The organism is Muribaculum sp. An289 (assembly GCF_002159555.1).
GTDB lineage: Bacteria > Bacteroidota > Bacteroidia > Bacteroidales > UBA932 > Merdivivens > Merdivivens faecigallinarum.
This window is the reverse complement of record NZ_NFIV01000001.1, coordinates 255,147-275,056: the sequence shown is the minus strand read 5'-3', so window position 1 is coordinate 275,056 and position 19,910 is coordinate 255,147. Positions and strand designations below refer to the sequence as shown.

Here is a 19,910-nt window from a genome sequence, read left to right as displayed (position 1 = left end):
TGTGATGGAGGAGCCGCAATATATCCGTATAATATTGTGTCTGGCAGCCGTGATAGCCGTCCTGGCCGTAGTGGCAGGTGTCTTCATCGTGCGGTATTCCATGCTCCGGCGTAAAAGCAGGGACAGTAAGCTGTCCAAGTGGATTTCTTCGCGTATAGAAGCCGACAATGCTTTTATATATAAGGTGCTCGGAAAGCCGTATATCCGCCAGGACGTTAAAGAGGAGGAGACTGTCTCGGTCCTGACGGAACGTTTGAAGCTTCTGGACAAAATCCTCCTTTCCGCTGTATCCGGCAAAGAGGATGTATTGTCGGACGATGTGAAGAATGAGCTGTTTTCATACGTGTCGGACAAGGAGAAGTTCTTGCACGATACGTATCATCAGTATCTGAAGCTCCATCCGGATTTCATAGGGCTTCTTAAAAGCAAGGGCCTTACGGAATGGGAGGCGGGTTATTGCTGCCTGTATGCCTTAGGATTGCGCGGCAAGGACATAGGCGCATTTTTGGAGCGTGGAGGCCATTACAATATCGACAGCCGCATCAGGAAAAAGCTCGGAGTCACGGACAGGATAACCCTTGGTACCTATATCCGTACTGCTCTTGAAAAGTCTTCCCATAGAAAATAATCATTGCTAAAAAAATAGTCCCTGTTAAAAATAATCGCGGGGATTAAATCCGCGGGCGGAAGAATTTTCTAAGCAGATGATTTTCAAGATACGTTTTTCAGAGATGTTAAACTTTTTATTTTGAATTAAATGCGGATTTTGCTAAATTGGCATCATCTAATCAACCTAAAGTTTAACATTTAAAAACATTCGGTCATGAAAAGGATTGTATCCGTTGTCCTGTCGCTGTTTTCCCTGTCGCTGTCAATCTTTCCCGCCAATGCCCAGGATGGGACGGCGGAACCTGTTTCCCGGGAATGGCAGTCGAGGAAATGGGAAGGTGTCATGGAAGCCAATCTGAATGGCAATTTTTCAACCTCGTCACGATACTATGTCGCGGAATATACGATAGGCATGAAATATTGTTTGGCGGAAAGATGGAGCCTCGGTTTCGAATGTGTCGGTGTCGCCCCTTTCGCTTTCCAGGACAGGCAGCAGACATTTTCTTCGGTAATTGATTTGGGGCTTTCCGGTGCATTCAGGATAATATCCGAAGATCGGGACCGCATGGATCTTAACATAGGCATTGGAAGTTCCGTACTGGCTTACTCGAACAAGGAGTATAATCTGTATTGCGACCTTGCCCTGCACTATGGCTTTCTGTATGACAGGACTGCCCGCGTAAACCCTTATTTCGCCTTGGGTATTTCGTACAGGCATCCTTATCGTACGGACCTTTACAATGACAAAGTGATGCTTTCCGCCGGAGTCGGCTTCTGGTTCAGATAGGCCGTCCGGGACAAGTGCCCGGAACATTGTCCGGAACAAAGGAAATTTCTCTCGGGATTGTGCCGCCTTTTTCGTAATTTTGCCTCTGTGTTTGATGAGGCTTTTATGAAAAAGGCGGCAATTCTGAAAAAACTGGTAAGGGCTGTTTTCTTATGGCCTTTCCTTCTGCTTCCCCTGTCATGCAATCAGGCGGAGTCCCCCGTGCAGAAGCGGCCGATGGATTACGACGATATCGGACAATTCGATTCGCTGATAACCACGGCGACTTCCGCTTTCAGGACGGCGGTGCGGGACAACGATACAGTTACGCTCATATATGCCGCATCTTCGCTGGCCCAGGCCTACCTGTTTTCTTCGGACATAGATTCGGTCGGATATTATCTGAGCGCGGTCGAACCTTATATCCCTTACGGGGATCCGCGGATCAATACCTATTTTTATAACACCTCGGGCATTTATTCGCTTATCACGGACCTCAATTATGTAAACGCCCTCGAATATTATCTCAACGGTTATGACGCAATCGAGTCCGGAGAGCAGTATTTCGACAAAATAGCCCTGCTCCTGAATATTTCCCTGCTTTTTTATGCGCAGGGCAATGCCGAGGGGATGCAGTATGTCGAAACCGCCTCAAGAATAGCGCAGGAACACGATGCCGGTCCGTACTATATGGCCAATATCCACCTTGCAAAGGCTCAGATGCATTACCTGAGGGGCGAGTTCGGGCAGGCGGAGGCTTCGGTGCGTGCTTCTGACAGTATCTCTACAAAGGAAGGGCTCAAACGTCTTTTCACTCCTGTCAATACGCTTTCGGCCGAGCTTTGTGCCCGTGAGGGCCGCCCGGAAGCGGCCGATTCCTGTTATGCGGTGGCTTTCGAATATGCTTCCGATGCGGACCCCGAAGCGGCAATCCTGCTCTGCATGAAGTACGGGGACTGGTGCAGGAGCAATGGCAAAAACGGTGAAGCCCTGAAGGCGTATTCAGAGGGCCTTGACTATTCGGACAGGCATAAATACATGGTATTCAGGACGGACTTGCTGAAAAGGCTTTCCGATTCGTACTATGCCGCGGGGGATTCGAGCCGCGCCCTGCATTATGCCAGAAAATACATCGGTTTGCAGGACAGTACGGCCAACTCACAGAAGGAAAGGGACTTCAACCGTCTTCTGAGGAACCGGGCGGAGCGTGAATACAATCTGCAACTTCTCGAAAAGGAAAGGGAACTCATGCGGGAGGAGAAGAAAAACGCCATGGCGATAGCCGTCTGCATAATAATCATCATATCAATCTCCCTCGTTTCCGCCTATCTGTACCGTCAGAAGAAAAACAGCGAAAAACTCGTGGCAAAATATTTCGAGTATACGAAGAGAGGGGAGATGCAGGACATTGCGCAGCAATCCACTGGTGCCGACAAGGATTATGCCGACAGCAATCTGTTCATGGCCATAAACGAGGTGATGAAGGAAAAGGAACTGTACATGAACAAAAACATTTCCCTCCAGACACTTTCGGACGAACTCGGAACCAACAAGACTTACATATCGGCTTCGATAAACAAATACGCGGGAATGTCGTTCTACCGTTTTGTGGACACTTTCAGGATAAAACGGGCCACGGAAATCATTTCAATGGACAAGACCGTCCCGTTCAAGAAAATAGCCGACGACATAGGGTACAATTCGCCTTCGGTGTTCTATTCGGCTTTCTACCGCGAAACCGGTGTCACCCCCGGAACTTTCAGAAATACAGTCCATCGCAAAAATGCGTAAAATTTGTCTGACTGCTTTAAATTTGAACGACACGGATAAATCCCGTTGGCCACGGCTGTCCGATTTGCGTATTTTTGTTCAAAACTTTACTTTTTATCCGACAGCAATAAAAATTTTTGATTATGAAAGACTGTATTTATCATTTTGTGCTGGCCGTCGCTGCTTTGTCTGCGGCGGTGGCATGTACTTACCGGGACGAGGTTCCTTCGCCGGTAAGTACTGTATCTTTTACGGCTTCGCAGGCCGTCTATGACGACCTGTCCGGAGATTTCTCGCTCGTAATCGGCAATGACAGCGAAGGATTGGTTATGGAGCTTCGCCTTGGCAGCCAGCCGGACAAGGTTTCGCGGCAGGTGCCTCTGCCTGAGACCGGGCTTTATACAATCGGCGCTTCTGACGTAGGCTTCAGGATTCTGGACGGTTCGCAAATAACGGATTCTTCGGGAGTCCAACCGTTGAAAGAAGCGGGTATATCAGTGTCATCGGACGGAAATACCTGCAAAATAAGCGGCACGGTCGTGTACGGTTCCGGGACTCCTCTGCGTTTCGATGCCGGCGGGATTTCGTTTTCACACTCGTCTTCCTCGTCCATGGATTTTGAAGATGCGAAGGGGCAATATGACGGACATAAGTTCCTTATAAGGCTCTCCGGAGAACAGTCCGCTTTGGAGATGACTTTCCTGACGACAGGAGGGACGGTGGATGCCCCGGTACTTCCTGACGGGAATTACAGTACGGCTTACGGGAATATTTCGGATTGCAGTTATACCGATGGTTCTTCCGATATTCCGGTTGGTGAACTGGTCTGTGAAGTCAGCCGTGAAAAAGGCGGCTATGTAATCAGCGGGGCTTTTTCCGCTGAAAACGGCGGGCCTGTCCGTTTTTACTATGAGGGGCTCGTTTTCCGGCCTGAACCGGAAGATAACCTGTATCTGGCCCTCGGGGGACAGTGGGACATGCGGACAGACAGTTGGTTCGTGTACAATACCGAAACAAAAGCCTGGGAAGAGTCTTCCGAAGGCGACGGCTTTTCCGTTACGGTTTCCGGTCTTCCGGACTATTCGTCATTCCTGGTAGAGGATTTGTTCGAGGCGGATTTCGCAATGCTTATTGAAAATACGGGGGACGGCCTGTCCATTCCTTCCAGCGCATTGGACAATCCGGTGGCCCTCGTGCATGCTTCCTCGGGAAGTTTCGTCCTTTTTCCTGCCCTGTACAGTTTCGAGGCCGGCCTGTTCCTTTCGGAAGGCAATGACATTCCTGTTTCCTTGTCGGAGGACCGTTCTCTTATGAGCATTCCGGCGGTAGAGGCAGACGGGGTGGTTTACAATTACTTCGGACTTATCGGCAGGAGCACTTCAGGCGGAAGTTATTCGATGTTCTCCAACTGGAGTTTTATCATGACTCCGGATTTTGTCGCGGCGGCTTCGGAAAATGAGGCCTCCTCTTCCTCTTTCGGGCTAACGGCCATAGAGGCCGATGGCCTCCCTTGCTCCGTCGTATCGGGCATAATACTGCCTGAGGACATTATTTCGATAGAACCGGTAAAACGGTAGTTGCGGACGGATTATCATGATATTTTAAAATTTTACAGACATGAAAAATATTATAATTTACTCGATATTTATTCTCGTTGCTGCCGTGTTTTTCCCGGCATGTACCAAGACTGTTACGCCGGAACCCGGACTTTCGCTGTCTTCGTCTTCAACCGGCGTTACCATATCCCCGGACGGGACTTCGGCCGAGATAATGCTTCCGGCTTCAGGGGCTTCGGTCGAACTTACGGTCGCATCTAACTGGAACTGGGAGATTTCGGAGGTTTCCGGCAACTGGTGCGCTGCGGAAATCACTGCATCGGGAATCGTCTTTTCCGCTTCCGGCAACGGGACCGGCGGAACGAGGAACGCTGTTTTCACAATCCTGTCGTCGAATGATGCCGGCGAGGCTTCCGTTACTGTCGCAGTAGAGCAGCCTGCCGAGGACGGCATGTCAGCATCGGCTCCGGAAGTGGTGCTCCAGGGCGATGATTCCGAAATAGTCATTCCTGAGGAGGGCGGATCTTACAGAGTGGACGTGAATTGCGAAGACGGCTGGATGGTATATACTCCGGACAGCTGGATTACCGTCAGCAAAGATGAGACGGGCTTTGTCGTTTCCGCTGAAACGAATACTACCTACAGCGCCCTTTCGGGAACAGTGGTGATAACTTCCGGCAAATCTACCGAAGGGGAGACCGTTACTGTTCCTGTACATCAGTTTTCATCGGTGAAGGCCATGGTGATTGAGATGACCGTGGGCGAGGCCAGCGATTATACGGTGGTGTTGCCTTTCGACAATAACATGGGCGTGGTGAACTGCCTCATAGATTGGGGAGACGGAAAGCTCGAAAGGGTAGTGCAGCCTTATCCTACCCACCGTTATGGACAGGAGGGCGTTTACGATGTCAAGATAACCGGCAAGGTTTCGAGTTTCAGGGCAAACCAGCAGCCTGAATGCGAGCCGGTCAGGCTGGATTGCATTACGGCCATAAAGGCGTGGGGGAATATCGGGCTCGAATCCCTTAAAAATGCCTTTTACATTTGTGAAAAACTGAAATCGGTTGCGGCACCGGATGAAGGTTCTTTCGACCTCCTTACGACAGTGTACCAGTGTTTCTATAGCAATACGTCTTTGGAAACCCTGCCCGAAAGGCTGTTCGCCGATCTTCCTCAGTTGGAGAGCGCTTATGCTACGTTCAGCGGTTGCAGCTCCCTGAAGGCCGTTCCGGACGGACTTTTTGCCGGTTGTTCCGGAGTCACAACGTTCTTCCGCCTCTTCTGGAGATGCCGGTCTATTACAGAAATAGGTGAAGGGATTTTCGACGGCTGCGTTGCTGCGGAAAATTTCGGTCAGACATTTTACCAGGATTCTTCCCTGACGGCCCTCCCGGAGAACCTTTTCGCATCCTGTACGGCTGCCGACGGTTTTTCCAATACCTTTAACGGTTGTGTCGTTCTGAAAGACATTCCGGGAAATATTTTCCCTGAAAACGAGACGGAAGCAAGTATGATGAGCGTGTTTGCCAACTGCACCGCATTGGAGTACGTCCCTGAGGGACTGTTCGCCCCATTGGCCGGAGCGACCAATTTCAATTCGGCATTTCTGAACTGTACCGCGCTGAAATCCGTTCCGGTTTCGCTGTTTGACAACAATAAGGCTGTAACAAATTTCGGAAAAACCTTCTCGGGCTGTTCGGCACTTACAGGCGAATCACCTTACACCGTGATTGACGGTGTTGACTGCCACCTTTACGAAAGGGGCGGCTATTCGGATTTCGCTACTGTGAAAACGACTGCCGGATGCTTCCTCGGATGTACCGGCCTCGATGATTACGCGACTATCGAGACCCAGTATCCCGATTGGCTGTAGCCCCGGTGGTCCAGTGCTAGTCCGGTGGTTTTGTGCTCCAGCGGTCCTGTACTCCGGTACTCCAGTGGTTAGTGTCTCAGTGGTTTGTGTTCCAGCGCTTCAGTGCTCCAGCGGTCCTGTGCTGGTCCTGTACTCCATCTGTCTGGCGCTCTGGTACTCCAGTGGTTAGTGTCTCAGTGGTTTGTGTTCCAGCGCTTCAGTGCTCAAGCGACCTGATGGCCCAATAGCCTGATGTTCCATATGCCCAGTGGCTTATGTTTCAACGGCCAATGCTCTAGTGGTCCTGCGCTCCAGTATTCCAGTGCCCGTCCGGCTTTGCCCTGACGGGCTCTGTCCTGTTTCTGGCGGGCATTGTCCTGTTTCTGGTGGGCTCTGATTTTCCACCCGATTTTTCACCCCATGTCCAGCTGGTGTTTTGTTAAGTTATTAATAATCAATAAGTTGTTAAAATTAGGCCTGCGCTTGGGTGCCTTAGAAAGTACCCAAAAGCAGCCCTGTTTTTGTAAGTTATTGATTGTCAGTTATTCCAAAAGGTACTGGGTGGCTATGGGGTGAAAAACTGGTCGGCACTCGCGAAAACGGCCGTGGTGTGTGAGGATAATTATGAAGATACTTATTATCAATACTTTACAAATGGATGGCGCACGCCACGGTTTAGAAATTCGGCTTCCGAAATCCTAAAAACCGCAGAAAAATAGACTAAGGATTTTGGCAATACCGATAATATTGATAATCCCGGAGAATGGCAATCTTACCGCAAAAGAGGTCGCCTGGGCATTTGGGATGATGGAACGATAACAGCCAGACACGAACGAGCCGCCGCAATGAGCTCGGCTCAGTGCTTGATCTTTAGCCGTCGTAAGCTGCTGGAGGTCGTATATTCCAGCAGCGACACCTGTCTTCTCTGTCCGGGGAAAGTGCCTCGAATTCGCGGCAAACTGGTTCACTTTCCGGGTGTGTTAATCGATAGGGAGGCATGTATGTCTGTTGTACTGGAATGTAGCCGGGGAAAGTGCCTGGGATTCGTGGTAAATTGGTTCACTTTCCCGGTGGTTTTCAGGTAGTTCCCCTGTGTGGAGCATCTGTAGTGTATGGGCGATAGGGGAAAGTGCCTCGGATTTGCAGGAATACGGTTCACTTTCCCCCGAAAAACGAACGGAAATAGCGGTAAAGCCAATATTTCCCCGAAAGTGCGGATAAAAGTGTCCGGATGACAACGCAGCAGCCCGGATAAAGTGCGGATAAAAGTGCCAGGATGACAACGCAGCAGCCTGGATGACAACGAAAATTATACCGAAACAGCGAGCCTACGCCCTCGCCCCGCCGTCGCCGCCGCTGCCCCCGCCGCCGGCCAGCCCCCACAAAAAAAAGGCCTGGTTTTCAGTTTTGAAACCGGCCTCTTGATTAAGTGCCCAGGACAGGACTCGAACCTGCACATCATCTCTGACACTAGTACCTGAAACTAGCGCGTCTACCATTCCGCCACCTGGGCTGCGTAAACAGACTGCAAAGATATGACTTTTTATGAAAAAAGAAAAATAAAGTTTCTTACCAGAGATAATATTTTCTCAAATTCCTTGCAAATGCCTTTTCCAGCGACTGTCCGTCCGGATATTCCTTGCCCTCGCCGATAAGGTCGGCGAAGTGTGTGGCGCAGGTCTGTGAAAACAGACTGTGGAATGCCGGTCCGTGATTGAAATGCTTCAAGTGGCAAAGCTCGTGCAGAATGACAAAGTCGCACAGGGCGGACGGGAGGCGCACGAGATGCAGGTTGAGGTTTATATTCCCCTTTGAAGAGCAGCTCCCCCAATTGGTGAGGTTGTTCTTTATGGCCAGCTTGTCATATTTGAAACCGTACCGGGAGGCCAGCCAGGACAGTCTTGCCGGAAGATATTCCTTAGCTTCTTTTCTCAGCGCCTTTATCATGCTTTCAGTGGCCATCCTTTCTTCAATGGAACCCGGCCTCAGCGTATCGCCCCATTCGTACGGATAGGTGATTCTCGTGACTGCGATTGCCCCGCGGTTGTTGCTTCCCTCCATCAGCGTTCCGCTTTCCGTAGTCAGTATCTTGGCCGTCTGCCCTATCGTCCCACGGCGTTTGGAAGCCGTTTTCCCGTATGAGTCCAGGGGTTTTTCCCATGCTTCGTCGAAACTGAACAGGGTGCCCTGAGGGGAGCGCCTTATGATGATTTCCTGATGTTGCGTGCGAATCGATACCCCGTCCCTGATTATAGGCATGCCCCTGCCTTCCTCCCGGGCCTTGTCGACCCTTTCCTGCTGCCTCTGCCTGTTTTTCAGAATCCAATCCTTCCGGGAACGTACGAAATCCATCCCGTCCTCATACTTCATGAACCACGGGACGGTTACCACGATACCCCTCCGCGGGTGTACCGAGAGCCTTATGTCGTGTATCCCTGCCTGTTTCCTTAGGTGTATTTCCCCGAGCTGGGCATCGGTTACGGTTTTGGAAAAATACATATATCAACATTTTAACCAGACAAAAATAAATAAAAATATTGTAAAATAAAATTTAATGGCTATCTTTGCGCCTCGAAATGACAATATAGTGTGTTAATTTATTTTAATTTTTAATCTTTTTGCGAAATGGCAGAATATTTACTTCCAGAGAAAAAGCAAGAGATTTTCGCGAAGTACGGAAAGTCTAATAAGGACACCGGCTCTCCAGAGAGTCAAGTTGCTTTATTTTCCTACCGTATCGCTCACCTTACCGAGCACATGAAGCTGCACAAGAAGGACCACAACACACAGCGTGCTCTTCTGAGGCTTGTAGGTAAGAGAAGGCGTCTCCTCGATTATCTGAAGGAGATTGACATTGAGAGATACAGGAGCATTATCAAGGAGCTCAATCTCCGTCGGTAATGACCATATAGGAATGAGAGGGGGCGTTGAAAGTGCCCCCTTATTTGTATTGTCGGCTAACAAAACGGCCTGCGGCCGATGGTACGGATGAAACGACATGAATATTAATCGACTCTCATAGGGAGAGGCAGGCCGGGAGTTTTTTATGAATATAATAAATAAGAAAATTGAATTATCCGACGGTCGGGTAATCGAAATCGAAACCGGAAAACTCGCCAAGCAGGCGGACGGTTCGGTAGTCGTGAAAATGGGCGGTACCATGCTTCTTGCCGCCGTGACCTGTGCAAAAGAGGCCAAGGAAGATGTGGACTTCATGCCTTTGCAGGTCGAATACAAGGAAAAATTTGCATCCGCCGGGCGTTTCCCGGGAGGTTTCATGAAGAGGGAAGGAAAGGCTTCCGATGCCGAAATCCTTACTGCGCGCCTTGTGGACAGGGCTTTGAGGCCTCTTTTCCCGGATGATTTCCATGCAGAAGTATATGTTACGGTCAATCTGATTTCGGCCGAAAAGGATATCCAGCCGGATGCCTTGGCGGGCCTTGCCGCATCATCGGCCCTCGCCGTGAGCGACATACCTTTCAACGGGCCTATATCCGAAGTCAGGGTGGCAAGGATTGACGGTAAATTCGTAATCAACCCTAATTTCAGCCAGATGCCGAATGCCGACATAGACATTATGGTAGCGGCTACCCTTGACAATATCATGATGGTGGAAGGCGAGATGAAAGAGGTCAGCGAAGCCGATATGCTGGAGGCCATCAAGTTCGCCCATGAAGAGATAAAGAAACATTGCCGCGTACAGTTGGAACTCATGGAAGAAAAGGGTACTGTGACGAAACGTGCCTACTGCCATGAGGAAAACGATGAAGAACTGCGTGCGGCGGTAAAACAGTACGCATACGACAGGTGTTATGCCATAGCGAAGGCCGGCACTTCCAAGCAGGAAAGGACCGAAGCCTTTGAAAACCTTGCCGAAGAATGTTTTGCGGCCCTTGTTCCTGATGAGGAAGAGCGTGAAACGAAGAAGATGATGCTCGCCCGCTATTATCACGATGTCGAGAAGGCGGCGATGCGCAATATGATACTTGATGAAGGTGTACGCCTTGACGGCAGGAACACCGAGCAGATACGTCCTATCTGGTGCGAAGTCGATTATCTTCCTTGTGCGCATGGTTCTGCAATCTTCACCCGCGGCGAGACCCAATCGCTTTCAACAGTCACTCTCGGAACGAAGATGGACATGAAAGAACTCGACGAGGTGCTCGTGCAGGGTACGGAACAGTTCGTTCTCCATTACAATTTCCCTCCTTTCTCTACAGGCGAAGCAAAGGCTCAGAGAGGAGTCGGCCGCCGCGAAATCGGCCATGGCAACCTGGCTTACAGGGCTTTGAAACCTATGGTACCGCTCGGAGAGGAAAACCCTTATGCGGTACGCGTGGTTTCGGATATCCTCGAATCCAACGGTTCTTCTTCAATGGCTACCGTCTGCGCCGGCTGTTTGGCCCTGATGGATGCCGGTGTGAAAATCAAGAAACCGGTAGCCGGCATAGCCATGGGACTCATTTCCGACTCGGCTACAGGAAAATACGCGATTCTTTCGGATATACTCGGCGATGAGGATCATCTCGGCGACATGGACTTCAAGGTAGCCGGCACCAAAGACGGCATAACAGCGACCCAGATGGATATCAAGGTGGACGGCCTTTCATACGATGTCCTTGAAAGGGCGTTGGAGCAGGCACGCCGCGGCAGGATGCATATCATGGGCGAAATGCTCAAGTGCATAAGCGAACCGCGCGCTGAATACAAGCCTCACGTACCTCGCATTGTCCAGATCAGGGTTCCTGGCGAATTCATCGGTGCGATAATCGGCAAGGGCGGAGAAGTCATACAGAAGATTCAGAAGGAAACCAATACTATCATAACCATTACCGAAGAGGCTAAGGAAGGCGGTGTTACGGAAGGCGTTGTCGATATATTCGGCAATGACAAGCAGTCAATGGATGCAGCCCTTGAATGGATTAAAGGCATCGTGGCCGTGCCGGAAGTCGGAAAGGTATATAAAGGTACGGTAAAATCCATTCTCGAATTCGGTGCTTTCATCGAAATCCTGCCAGGCAAGGAAGGGTTGCTGCACATTTCAGAAATCGGCTGGGGCAAGACGGACAAGGTTGAGGACGTTCTCAAAGTCGGTGACGAAGTGGAAGTAAAACTGTTGGAAATCGACCCTAAGAACAACAAGATGCGTCTTTCCCGCAGGGCTCTTCTGGAAAAACCGGAAGGTTACGTAGAACCCGAGCGTCGGCCGCGTCCTTCACGCCGCGACGGTGACAAAGGCGACAGAAGAGGTGCGGACAGAGGCCCTCGCAAGCCGAGAAGGCAGGGCGGAAATACGCAAGAATAAGATTTTCCGGTACGTACGGAAATGATAATAAAAGGCTGCGGTACCAATATGTGCCGCAGTTTTTTTGTGCAGCCCCTTTTCGTAAAACAAAATATCTGAAATTTGTTTTGTGCCATAATTTTCTTATATTTGTGATATTGGACCTTAAACATATCATCATGAAAAGAATATCTGCCATAATATTGTGCGTTTTATTATGCGCATCTTGCGAAAGGCACGGAGGAAACGACAAGGATCTGGGAAACGACGACAACATTACCGGAGCTGTCAATAGTGAAGGGTTTTTGATAAGTTACATTTACCCATGCGAATTGGACATACAGAGAGGAGATGCCGACAGCCTTAAAGTACTGATCAGAGGGGATTCTGCCACTGATGAAGAGAAACATATCCTGATGGAAAAATACGGGGACACTACCTTCAACTCTACCCTTATTGAACCGACAGGAGCTATTGCCATCGAATTTACCGGAATCGAAATCACAAGCGACAAGGACTTCGATGCCGGACATAAGGCAGGAGCATCCCTTGCTGACATAGCAGTTTTCCATGGTGCGTCAGCTTGGGAATATATCAATGCAGGATGTCCGGATTCACGCACATTAAACGTGTCATGCCCGGATTACTGGAATCCCATGAAAGATTTTAGCGGGCCTCCTTATTACTGCAACGGATTCAGAAGGATAGACAAGCCAATCGGCGAAATAACGGAAAATGATTTGATACTGATTGATTCAAATTCCATTATCGAATTCCTTCAGCAGCCCGAACAGCCCGGAACCCACACAATTACAATCAGGTTCATCGGAGAGGGAATCACGATCGAAGGGGATTTTGAGATGACCTTCGAATAGGAGAATCCGGCGCTGCACGGACGTGAACCGTCAAGGAACGGAAAAATCAAAAGGATGCCCCTTAAAGTCATTGACTTTTGGGGCGTTTCTTAAAAATTGCGCAAAAAAATAGATAAAACATTGTTTTTGTGAAAAAAAATATTAAATTGCGGCCGTTCGAGTCTTAAGTCGTTTTATTAGTTTATGGTAAGTCTATACCATATGACCACGTCCAGGAAGCTGGCCATTCTCGGAAAGAACAAATTCGAAATTTCTTTCCGGGTATGACGTGCCCGGAATACAAGTAGAGCGTTGGAATCTAAAAAAAATACATTAAGAAATTGAATTTATATGAAAATGAATATAAAAATTGTCAGTTTGATGATATTGGCAACCATAATTCTAAACGCTTGTAATAAGTTTGGTTCCACGGATATTCCAAACAAATCTGAAAGCAATAAAGTGTCTGTAAGTATTGATGAGGCAGAGGACATGCTGCTTGAGATAATGGAGAGAATGAATGCCCTTGGTACGAAATCCGGAGATGAAAGTATGCAAAAGACGATATCCGGCCGTTACAGTATGACTCTTTCAACGGAAACTAAGTCGGGAGATGAGAGTCCAACTGTCCATGTTTTTAATTTCGAAAACGAGTCAGGTTTTGCTATAATGTCTGCTGATAGGCGTATTGCGCCGCTATTGGCCTATACGTTCAAAGGTAACCTTAATGCGGGAGACTCCATAGATAATCCGGGTTTGGCGATATACATGTCCAAATTGAATGACTACATTACAGTGACATTGGATACGTTGAATTCAGATCAGATAACGGATAAAGGTTATTTAATCTATGGTGATGTTTATATAACTGAAATGGTTAACGGATACTGTCCGGTAAAATGGGACCAATATTATCCGTACAATTATTTGTGCCCTGTTGATTCGGTATCTGGATATAAGTGTTTGACCGGTTGTACTGGTACGGTAATAGCGCAGTTGATGGCATGTTATAAATATCCGGAATCTTATAATGGTTATACCTTCGACTGGGATGCAATGATAGAAGCGAGCAATAATTATGAACCTCCAGTAGCTCCGCCAATATCAGCAGATCCCATAGAAATAGGTGGAGGCAATGATTCTATTACCCCGCCTCTTATTCGGGAATCTGTTATGTATGAGCCGGAACCTGATTCCGCAATGCTTCAGATAGCCCGACTGATGCAACAGTTAGGGCTTCCCGAGAATTTAGATAATATATATAGCCCTTATGGCACTGCTGCCTATAGTTATAATATAGATAATACTCTGTTGAATTTTAACTTTTCAAACGGAGGTTCATGGATTTTTTTCGATGAACTTCTGGAAGAATTAAGTAATGGGTACTATTGTTTTGTTCAAGCTAAGGATTATGATATCATCGGCACGGATCCTCCGGTAGTAATTCCGTGTTCATATGAAGATGGGAGTGGGCATATCTGGCTCTTGCATGGATTAATGAGTGTTAAATATTATGATTTATTTAATATAACTTATTATTTCCTGTGTAACTTCGGATGGGGAGGATATGCAGACGGATATTATTTGGCAGATGTTTATAATACTAACAAAGGTCCTTCGTATTTTGATCCTAATGTAAAAAGTGAAGTTATTAATGATCCAGGTAATTATAGTTATCAGATTGGTTATTATGGGAAAATAAGGAAATAATATAAAAAATTGAAATTTTATGAAAAAATATCTGTTTTTAGCCTTTATCCCTTTTATGTGTTTCGGGATAGGTGGGTGTGATAAATTCAATAATTCCGGGAAAGATCCTTCTCAGGAGACAGGAGGGAATACTGAAGAAGTATTTAAATTGGGCGATACTACTTTGCTGTTTTCATTTGCCGGTACTTCGGAGTCAGAGGAAATCAAGGTAGGGAAAGTCAAAGGACTTTCTGAGATAAGCGAAGATTGGCTTTCTTTACGTCTGGACGGTGAGATTCTGCACATGGATATCTATAAGAATGAGGATACGGAAGAAAGAAGTGCCGTAATAGATTTGCTGTATGATGACGGGGCAAAATCCTGTATGAAGATATCACAGGTAGGTTATGCCGAAGTAGAAATCGATTTTACCGGACAGCCGTTCAAAGATGATGCAGGCCGGATTTCGCTGATTGTCGAATCCGTCACTTTGATAGGAGGGGCTTCCGATATGATGATGAAAATATATACGGAGCAGAATGTTTTGTCTAACGAAGGTAATATCCCTTATGATAAATATATCGGAGATGTCTTGGCCGGAGGTGAGGATGTGTATGATTATGAAGACTATCTGGCGGCAAAAGAGGCCGGCGAAGACTTTGTGATAAGCAGCGGTATCCCAGCCGATATGTTTGTAATGCTTTTTGTCGTTGCTGTAGATGAATTCGGCAATCCGGGAAAATTTATACCCATAACGATAAATGCATAATCTTCGATAAACAAAATCTGCCAGGGAACGGAAAAACCGAAGGAGGCTATGCGAAAATGCACGGCCTCCTTTTGAATATTATTGCAATATCCCCGTTTTACGCATTACCATGCCAGGGCGCTGGCTCCCAGGATTGCCGCGTCGGATTCTTTCAACTGCGAGAAAACGATTTTGATTTTATTTTTCCAAATCGAAAGCATGTTTTTGTTCATCGCCTCTTCAAGAGGGATGCGCAGCAAATCCCCGGCCCTTGCAAGCCCTCCGAACAGCACTATGGCTTCGGGCGCGCTGAATGCGACGAAATCCGCGATGTTTTCTCCCAGTATCCTTCCGGTAAAATCGAAAATTTTCTTTGCAAATTCGTCACCTCTGGCGGCCGCCTCATAAATGTCCTTTGAGGTTATGTCTACCTTCCCTCTGAGCACCGTCCGGGCATCCGGATAGGTCTCAAGCCATTCTCGGGCTGTGCGTGCGACACCGATAGCGGAACAGTAGGTTTCGAGGCAACCGTTCCTTCCGCAGTTGCAGGCCCTTCCGCCCCTCACGGCGCAGGTGTGCCCGAGTTCTCCGGCGAAACCGTCGTGTCCGTATAGAATCTGCCCGTTTATGACTATCCCGGAACCTATCCCCGTGCCGAGGGTAATCATTATGAAGTCTTTCATGCCTTTGGCTGCCCCGTATGTCATTTCACCCATCGCGGCGGCGTTGGCATCGTTGGTTATCACGACCGGCAGGCCATCCATTTTCTCGGACAGAAGCCTTGCAAGCGGAGTCGCCCCGTTCCTGGCCGACCATGATATGTTTACAGCGTTGGCTATTTCTCCTGTATAATAATTGGCATTAGGTGCGCCTACGCCTATTCCGCGTACCATGCCTTCTGCACCTGCATGGCTTATAAGTTCTTTCAGCCCGTTTTTTACATCTTCGAGATAGGGTCCGACTTCGTCATGGGTGTCCGTCCGCACGACGTTTTTCGCGAGTACGTTGCCGCGGGCGTCGACAATTCCCATTTTTGTCGTCTGGCCTCCTATGTCGATACCGATTACATACGGTTTGAGTCCTTCGTTCATGTCGATATAATATAAAAGGTATTGTGAATTATTCTGTAGGAATATCCTTGTTTACGTTTCTTGAACCGGCTACGGCAAAGAAAAGTATGTAGGCGAGTCCGGCTACGAGGAGCCAGTAACTGTTGAGGAAGCCTATTCCGTCAGCGATTGCTCCCTGGATGGCAGGAAGTATGCCGCCTCCGCATACCATCATCATGAATATTCCGGATGCCGCCGATGTATATTTGCCGAGTCCCTCGACTGCAAGGTTGAATATTCCTCCCCACATTACCGACGTGCAGAGGCCGCAGAGCACGAGCAGCAGGCAGTTGACTGGTACTTCGGCAAGTCCGAAGGACAGGTCGCTCTTGAATACCGGCATGTTTATCAGATTGTGGCTCGGAAGGAAAATTGCCAGGCAAATCAGTATGATGCCGAGTGTCGAAACGGCCGTAAGCATGGCCTTGCTCGAAATCTTGCCTCCCAATACTCCGCCGATAAGCCTTCCGACAAGCATCAGCAGCCAATATGTTCCGACGACCGTTCCTGCAATGGTAGGGTCTATGCCAGCTCCGCTTGCCGGATCCGTCATGAACAGGTTCATGATGTTTGGAATGCCGACTTCGACTCCCACATAGATGAATATGGCGATGATTCCGAGTTTGAAATGCCTGAACGATAAGGCGCTGTGTTTTTCCTTGGCCTGGCCTTCCTCTTTCTTGATTATGTAAGGCTCAGGTATTTTCGAGAGTGCGAGCACGATGAATGCCGCTGCAAAAATGCCCATGGCAAGGTAGAATACAGGGTTGGCGTTTGAGATTTGCGCCCCGGCGAGATTACCTATGAGATAGCCTCCGAGGACAGGCGCGAGGGTCGCCGCTATGGAGTTGATGGAGCCTCCGAACTGTATGAGCTGGTTTCCTTTGTTGCCTCCGCCTCCGAGGGTGTTGAGCATCGGGTTCACGACCGTATTGAGCATACACATCGAAAATCCGGAAATGAATGCTCCGAGCAGGTAAATGTAAAAATTGTCGGCCACTCCGGACAGGAAAGATATCAGTACTCCGGTGAATCCGACAGCTACTGCGGCGAGAGCGGTTTTCTTGTATCCGATTTTCTGCAACATCATGCCGGAAGGTATGCCCATGCACAGGTATGCGAGGAAATTGGCGAGCGTACCCCACTGCGACTGGAAGTTGCTAAGCTCGAAATGTGATTTGACGATGACCCCGAGAGGGTTCTGAATGCCGGTAACAAAAGCTATCATGAAAAACAGAGCGAACATGATTGCGATTGCCAGAACGTTTTTCTTTGAACTCATAATATTTTGCTTTATTGAATTATTTATTTCGTGCAGTTTCCGAAAATGTCTCGCAAAAGACTGTCAAAGGTATGGATTTTTTGAAAAAATAGCAAAAACAAAAGACGGCCAAAAATCTCTTCTGGCCGTCTTCGTTAATAAATGTGCCGGTGTTACCTGCTTTCCAGTTTGTGGATTGCGAGTCCGCTGCGGAGTTTAGGCTCGAACCATGTCGTCTTAGGCGGCATGATGTTTCCTGTGTCCGCAATCGTAATCAGCTGGTCCATGGTAACAGGGTACAGTGCGAAGGCCGCAACCATTTCGCCTGAATCTACCCTGCGGCTGAGCTCGCCGAGACCGCGGATGCCTCCTACGAAGTCGATTCTCTTCGAAGTGCGGAGGTCTTTGATGTCCAACAGTTTGTCGAATACGAGATTCGAAAGCACGGTTACATCGAGGACACCGATAGGGTCTTTGTCATCGTACCTTCCCGGTTTTGCCGTCAGCGAATACCAATTGCCGCCGAGGTACATCGAGAAGTTGTGGAGTCCGGCCGGAGCATAGATGTCCTTGCCTTTCATTTCGACTTCGAAATCCTCTTTCAGTTTTTCTATGAACTGCTCCGGAGTCATTCCGTTCAGGTCTTTGACAACGCGGTTGTAGTCGATAATCTTGAGCTGGCTTTCAGGGAATACCACAGCCATGAAGAAGTTGTACTCTTCATCGCCCGTGTGGTGCGGGTTCTGTGCGCGTTTCTCGGCTCCCACGCGAGCGGCTGCCGCCGTCCTGTGGTGCCCATCAGCTACATAGAATGCAGGTATGCCAGCGAAGATTTCGGTAATGCGTGCGATTGTCTTGTCATCATCGATTACCCAGAAATGGTGTCCGAAACCGTCCTCGGCAACGAAGTCGTACTCGGCCGGTTTGCCTTTGACGGTATTTTCCACTATCCTGTTAAGCTCTTCGTTGTCCCTGTAAGCGAAGAATACCGGTTCTATATTCGCATCCTGGATGCGCACGTGAACCATGCGGTCGTCCTCCTTGTCCTTGCGGGTGAGTTCGTGCTTCTTGATTTTTCCGCTGGAATAGTCGTCCGTATGGGCGCAGAGCACGATTCCGTACTGGGTACGTCCGTCCATGGTCTGTGCGTATACATAGTACTCTTCCTTCTTGTCCTGAACGAGCCAGCCCTTTTCCTGCCAGAGCTTGAAGTTCTCGACTGCCTTGTCGTATGCAGGCTGGGAGTGCTCGTCGATGATAGGGTTGAAGTCTATCTCCGGCTTGGTTATGTGCAGGAGGGATTTCTCGCCTGCCATTGCCTTCGCTTCCTCGGAGTTGAGCACATCGTAAGGAGGTGCGGCTACTTCGGTAACTATGTTTTTCGGCGGCCTTACGGCTGCAAAAGGTTTTACTCTCATGATGTTTTCTTTAAAAATTAAAAACAGCCCGTTAATTAAAATTTGTTAAGCTGGAACCTCGTTTCGCCTTTGGTGAAGAAGCCTACGATCTGGTTTGCAGCGGCAAGACCGGCGTTGATGTTTGCTTCGGCGGTTTCGGCTCCCATTTTCTTAGGGGTTGCGAATACCCTCTTTCCGAATTTTTCGTTCAGTTCGGCCTGGTTGCCGGCTGCGATATCAGTGATGTATTTGAGGTCGGTGCGCTCTTCAAGGACTTTCACCAGTTCTTCTTCGTTGATGACTTCCTTCCTTGCAGAGTTAATCAGGCAGCCTCCCTTAGGCATCCTTGAAACCAAAGCGTATCCTATGGAGTTCTTCGTTTCAGGGGTTGCCGGGATGTGAAGCGATACGAAATCGTTTTCAGAGTAAAGCTGCTCCAATGATTCTGCGACTTCAACTCCTTCGGCCTTGATTCTGTCGGCAGGTACGAACGGGTCGAATGCCATTACTTTCATTCCGAGGGCCTTCGCTTTTTCAGCTACAAGGCGTCCCACGTGGCCGAAAGCCTGGATGCCTATGCGTTTGCCTATGAGCTCGGTGCCGGTTCCAGGAGTGAAGCAGTTACGCGACATGTAAACCATGAAGCCCATTACAAGTTCCGCAACGGCGTTGGAGTTCTGTCCCGGAGTGTTCATGGCCACAATCTTGCGTGCAGAGCATGCTTCGAGGTCGAGGTTGTCGAAGCCGGCGCCTGCGCGAACCACTATCTTGAGGTTCTTTGCGGCATCGATTACATCCTTGGTGACTTTGTCTGAACGGACGATGAGCGCGTCGGCATCGGCCACTGCTTCAAGAAGCTGGGATTTGTCCGTGTATTTTTCGAGGAGGGCGAGTTCATAACCTGCGCCTTCTACGATGCTTCTGATTCCGTTTACGGCTGCTGCCGCAAATGGTTTTTCCGTGGCAACGAGTACTTTCATGTTTTTTCCTCCTATGATTTTCAAATGATTAAAGC

15 protein-coding genes and 1 tRNA gene are annotated in these 19,910 nt (G+C 48.7%); 10 read left to right on the top strand and 6 right to left on the bottom strand.

The window, feature by feature from the left end; genetic code table 11:
- Positions 1-4: 4 nt before the first annotated feature.
- The 5 genes from B5F83_RS01365 (at position 5) to B5F83_RS01345 (ending at position 6,574) form a co-directional block, all read left to right on the top strand.
- Positions 5-628, top strand: coding sequence for a hypothetical protein (locus B5F83_RS01365; protein WP_143822433.1), 624 nt, complete (start codon positions 5-7; stop codon positions 626-628).
- Positions 629-823: 195 nt separating this feature from the next.
- Positions 824-1,396 (top strand): hypothetical protein, encoded by a 573-nt coding sequence (locus tag B5F83_RS01360; protein WP_087276088.1) that lies wholly within the window; start codon positions 824-826, stop codon positions 1,394-1,396.
- 105 nt (positions 1,397-1,501) lie between these two features.
- Positions 1,502-3,166 (top strand): helix-turn-helix domain-containing protein, encoded by a 1,665-nt coding sequence (locus tag B5F83_RS01355; RefSeq protein ID WP_087276084.1) that lies wholly within the window; start codon positions 1,502-1,504, stop codon positions 3,164-3,166.
- Positions 3,167-3,288: 122 nt separating this feature from the next.
- Positions 3,289-4,722 carry a hypothetical protein gene (locus tag B5F83_RS01350; RefSeq protein ID WP_087276081.1) on the top strand — a complete coding sequence of 478 codons (1,434 nt, stop codon included), beginning with the start codon at positions 3,289-3,291 and terminating at the stop codon, positions 4,720-4,722.
- A 40-nt stretch (positions 4,723-4,762) separates the two neighbouring features.
- Positions 4,763-6,574, top strand: a complete 1,812-nt coding sequence (locus B5F83_RS01345) for a BACON domain-containing carbohydrate-binding protein (RefSeq protein WP_087276079.1) — start codon at positions 4,763-4,765, stop codon at positions 6,572-6,574.
- Between the two features lie 1,409 nt (positions 6,575-7,983).
- Here B5F83_RS01345 and B5F83_RS01340 read toward each other — a convergent pair.
- Positions 7,984-8,066 (bottom strand) — tRNA-Leu (locus tag B5F83_RS01340).
- A 56-nt stretch (positions 8,067-8,122) separates the two neighbouring features.
- A complete protein-coding gene (locus B5F83_RS01335; protein WP_087276076.1) occupies positions 8,123-9,052 on the bottom strand; it encodes a YgjP-like metallopeptidase domain-containing protein in 930 nt (309 codons plus the stop codon).
- Between the two features lie 126 nt (positions 9,053-9,178).
- On the opposite strand from B5F83_RS01335, the gene rpsO reads away from it, so the two are divergent.
- The 5 genes from rpsO (at position 9,179) to B5F83_RS01310 (ending at position 15,149) form a co-directional block, all read left to right on the top strand.
- Positions 9,179-9,454 carry a 30S ribosomal protein S15 gene (gene rpsO, locus B5F83_RS01330; protein WP_087276074.1) on the top strand — a complete coding sequence of 92 codons (276 nt, stop codon included), beginning with the start codon at positions 9,179-9,181 and terminating at the stop codon, positions 9,452-9,454.
- Positions 9,455-9,599: 145 nt separating this feature from the next.
- Positions 9,600-11,858, top strand: a complete 2,259-nt coding sequence (gene pnp / locus B5F83_RS01325) for a polyribonucleotide nucleotidyltransferase (protein ID WP_087276071.1) — start codon at positions 9,600-9,602, stop codon at positions 11,856-11,858.
- Between the two features lie 158 nt (positions 11,859-12,016).
- The gene (locus tag B5F83_RS01320; RefSeq protein WP_087276068.1) at positions 12,017-12,712 is read left to right on the top strand and encodes a hypothetical protein; all 696 of its coding nucleotides are present in this window, start codon (positions 12,017-12,019) and stop codon (positions 12,710-12,712) included.
- A gap of 330 nt (positions 12,713-13,042) precedes the next feature.
- Positions 13,043-14,401, top strand: coding sequence for a C10 family peptidase (locus B5F83_RS01315; RefSeq protein WP_087276065.1), 1,359 nt, complete (start codon positions 13,043-13,045; stop codon positions 14,399-14,401).
- 19 nt (positions 14,402-14,420) lie between these two features.
- Positions 14,421-15,149 carry a hypothetical protein gene (locus B5F83_RS01310; RefSeq protein ID WP_087325205.1) on the top strand — a complete coding sequence of 243 codons (729 nt, stop codon included), beginning with the start codon at positions 14,421-14,423 and terminating at the stop codon, positions 15,147-15,149.
- A gap of 104 nt (positions 15,150-15,253) precedes the next feature.
- Here B5F83_RS01310 and B5F83_RS01305 read toward each other — a convergent pair whose 3' ends face one another.
- The 4 genes from B5F83_RS01305 to B5F83_RS01290 form a co-directional block, all read right to left on the bottom strand.
- Positions 15,254-16,219, bottom strand: a complete 966-nt coding sequence (locus B5F83_RS01305; protein WP_087276059.1) for an ROK family protein — start codon at positions 16,217-16,219, stop codon at positions 15,254-15,256.
- A 28-nt stretch (positions 16,220-16,247) separates the two neighbouring features.
- Positions 16,248-17,519 carry an MFS transporter gene (locus B5F83_RS01300; protein ID WP_087276056.1) on the bottom strand — a complete coding sequence of 424 codons (1,272 nt, stop codon included), beginning with the start codon at positions 17,517-17,519 and terminating at the stop codon, positions 16,248-16,250.
- Between the two features lie 152 nt (positions 17,520-17,671).
- Positions 17,672-18,919, bottom strand: coding sequence for a DUF1015 family protein (locus tag B5F83_RS01295; protein WP_087276053.1), 1,248 nt, complete (start codon positions 18,917-18,919; stop codon positions 17,672-17,674).
- Between the two features lie 32 nt (positions 18,920-18,951).
- A complete protein-coding gene (locus B5F83_RS01290) occupies positions 18,952-19,875 on the bottom strand; it encodes an NAD(P)-dependent oxidoreductase (RefSeq protein WP_087276225.1) in 924 nt (307 codons plus the stop codon).
- Positions 19,876-19,910: the final 35 nt, after the last annotated feature.

Bases quoted from the DNA above. Each gene is read 5' to 3' on its own strand.
- B5F83_RS01315 (WP_087276065.1), top strand. From the start codon at position 13,043: ATGAAAATGAATATAAAAATTGTCAGTTTGATGATATTGGCAACCATA.
- B5F83_RS01310 (WP_087325205.1), top strand. From the start codon at position 14,421: ATGAAAAAATATCTGTTTTTAGCCTTTATCCCTTTTATGTGTTTCGGG.
- B5F83_RS01355 (WP_087276084.1), top strand. From the start codon at position 1,502: ATGAAAAAGGCGGCAATTCTGAAAAAACTGGTAAGGGCTGTTTTCTTA.
- B5F83_RS01305 (WP_087276059.1), bottom strand. From the start codon at position 16,219: ATGAACGAAGGACTCAAACCGTATGTAATCGGTATCGACATAGGAGGC.
- B5F83_RS01290 (WP_087276225.1), bottom strand. From the start codon at position 19,875: ATGAAAGTACTCGTTGCCACGGAAAAACCATTTGCGGCAGCAGCCGTA.
- B5F83_RS01365 (WP_143822433.1), top strand. From the start codon at position 5: ATGGAGGAGCCGCAATATATCCGTATAATATTGTGTCTGGCAGCCGTG.
- B5F83_RS01350 (WP_087276081.1), top strand. From the start codon at position 3,289: ATGAAAGACTGTATTTATCATTTTGTGCTGGCCGTCGCTGCTTTGTCT.
- B5F83_RS01320 (WP_087276068.1), top strand. From the start codon at position 12,017: ATGAAAAGAATATCTGCCATAATATTGTGCGTTTTATTATGCGCATCT.
- B5F83_RS01300 (WP_087276056.1), bottom strand. From the start codon at position 17,519: ATGAGTTCAAAGAAAAACGTTCTGGCAATCGCAATCATGTTCGCTCTG.
- pnp (WP_087276071.1), top strand. From the start codon at position 9,600: ATGAATATAATAAATAAGAAAATTGAATTATCCGACGGTCGGGTAATC.
- rpsO (WP_087276074.1), top strand. From the start codon at position 9,179: ATGGCAGAATATTTACTTCCAGAGAAAAAGCAAGAGATTTTCGCGAAG.
- B5F83_RS01360 (WP_087276088.1), top strand. From the start codon at position 824: ATGAAAAGGATTGTATCCGTTGTCCTGTCGCTGTTTTCCCTGTCGCTG.
- B5F83_RS01345 (WP_087276079.1), top strand. From the start codon at position 4,763: ATGAAAAATATTATAATTTACTCGATATTTATTCTCGTTGCTGCCGTG.
- B5F83_RS01335 (WP_087276076.1), bottom strand. From the start codon at position 9,052: ATGTATTTTTCCAAAACCGTAACCGATGCCCAGCTCGGGGAAATACAC.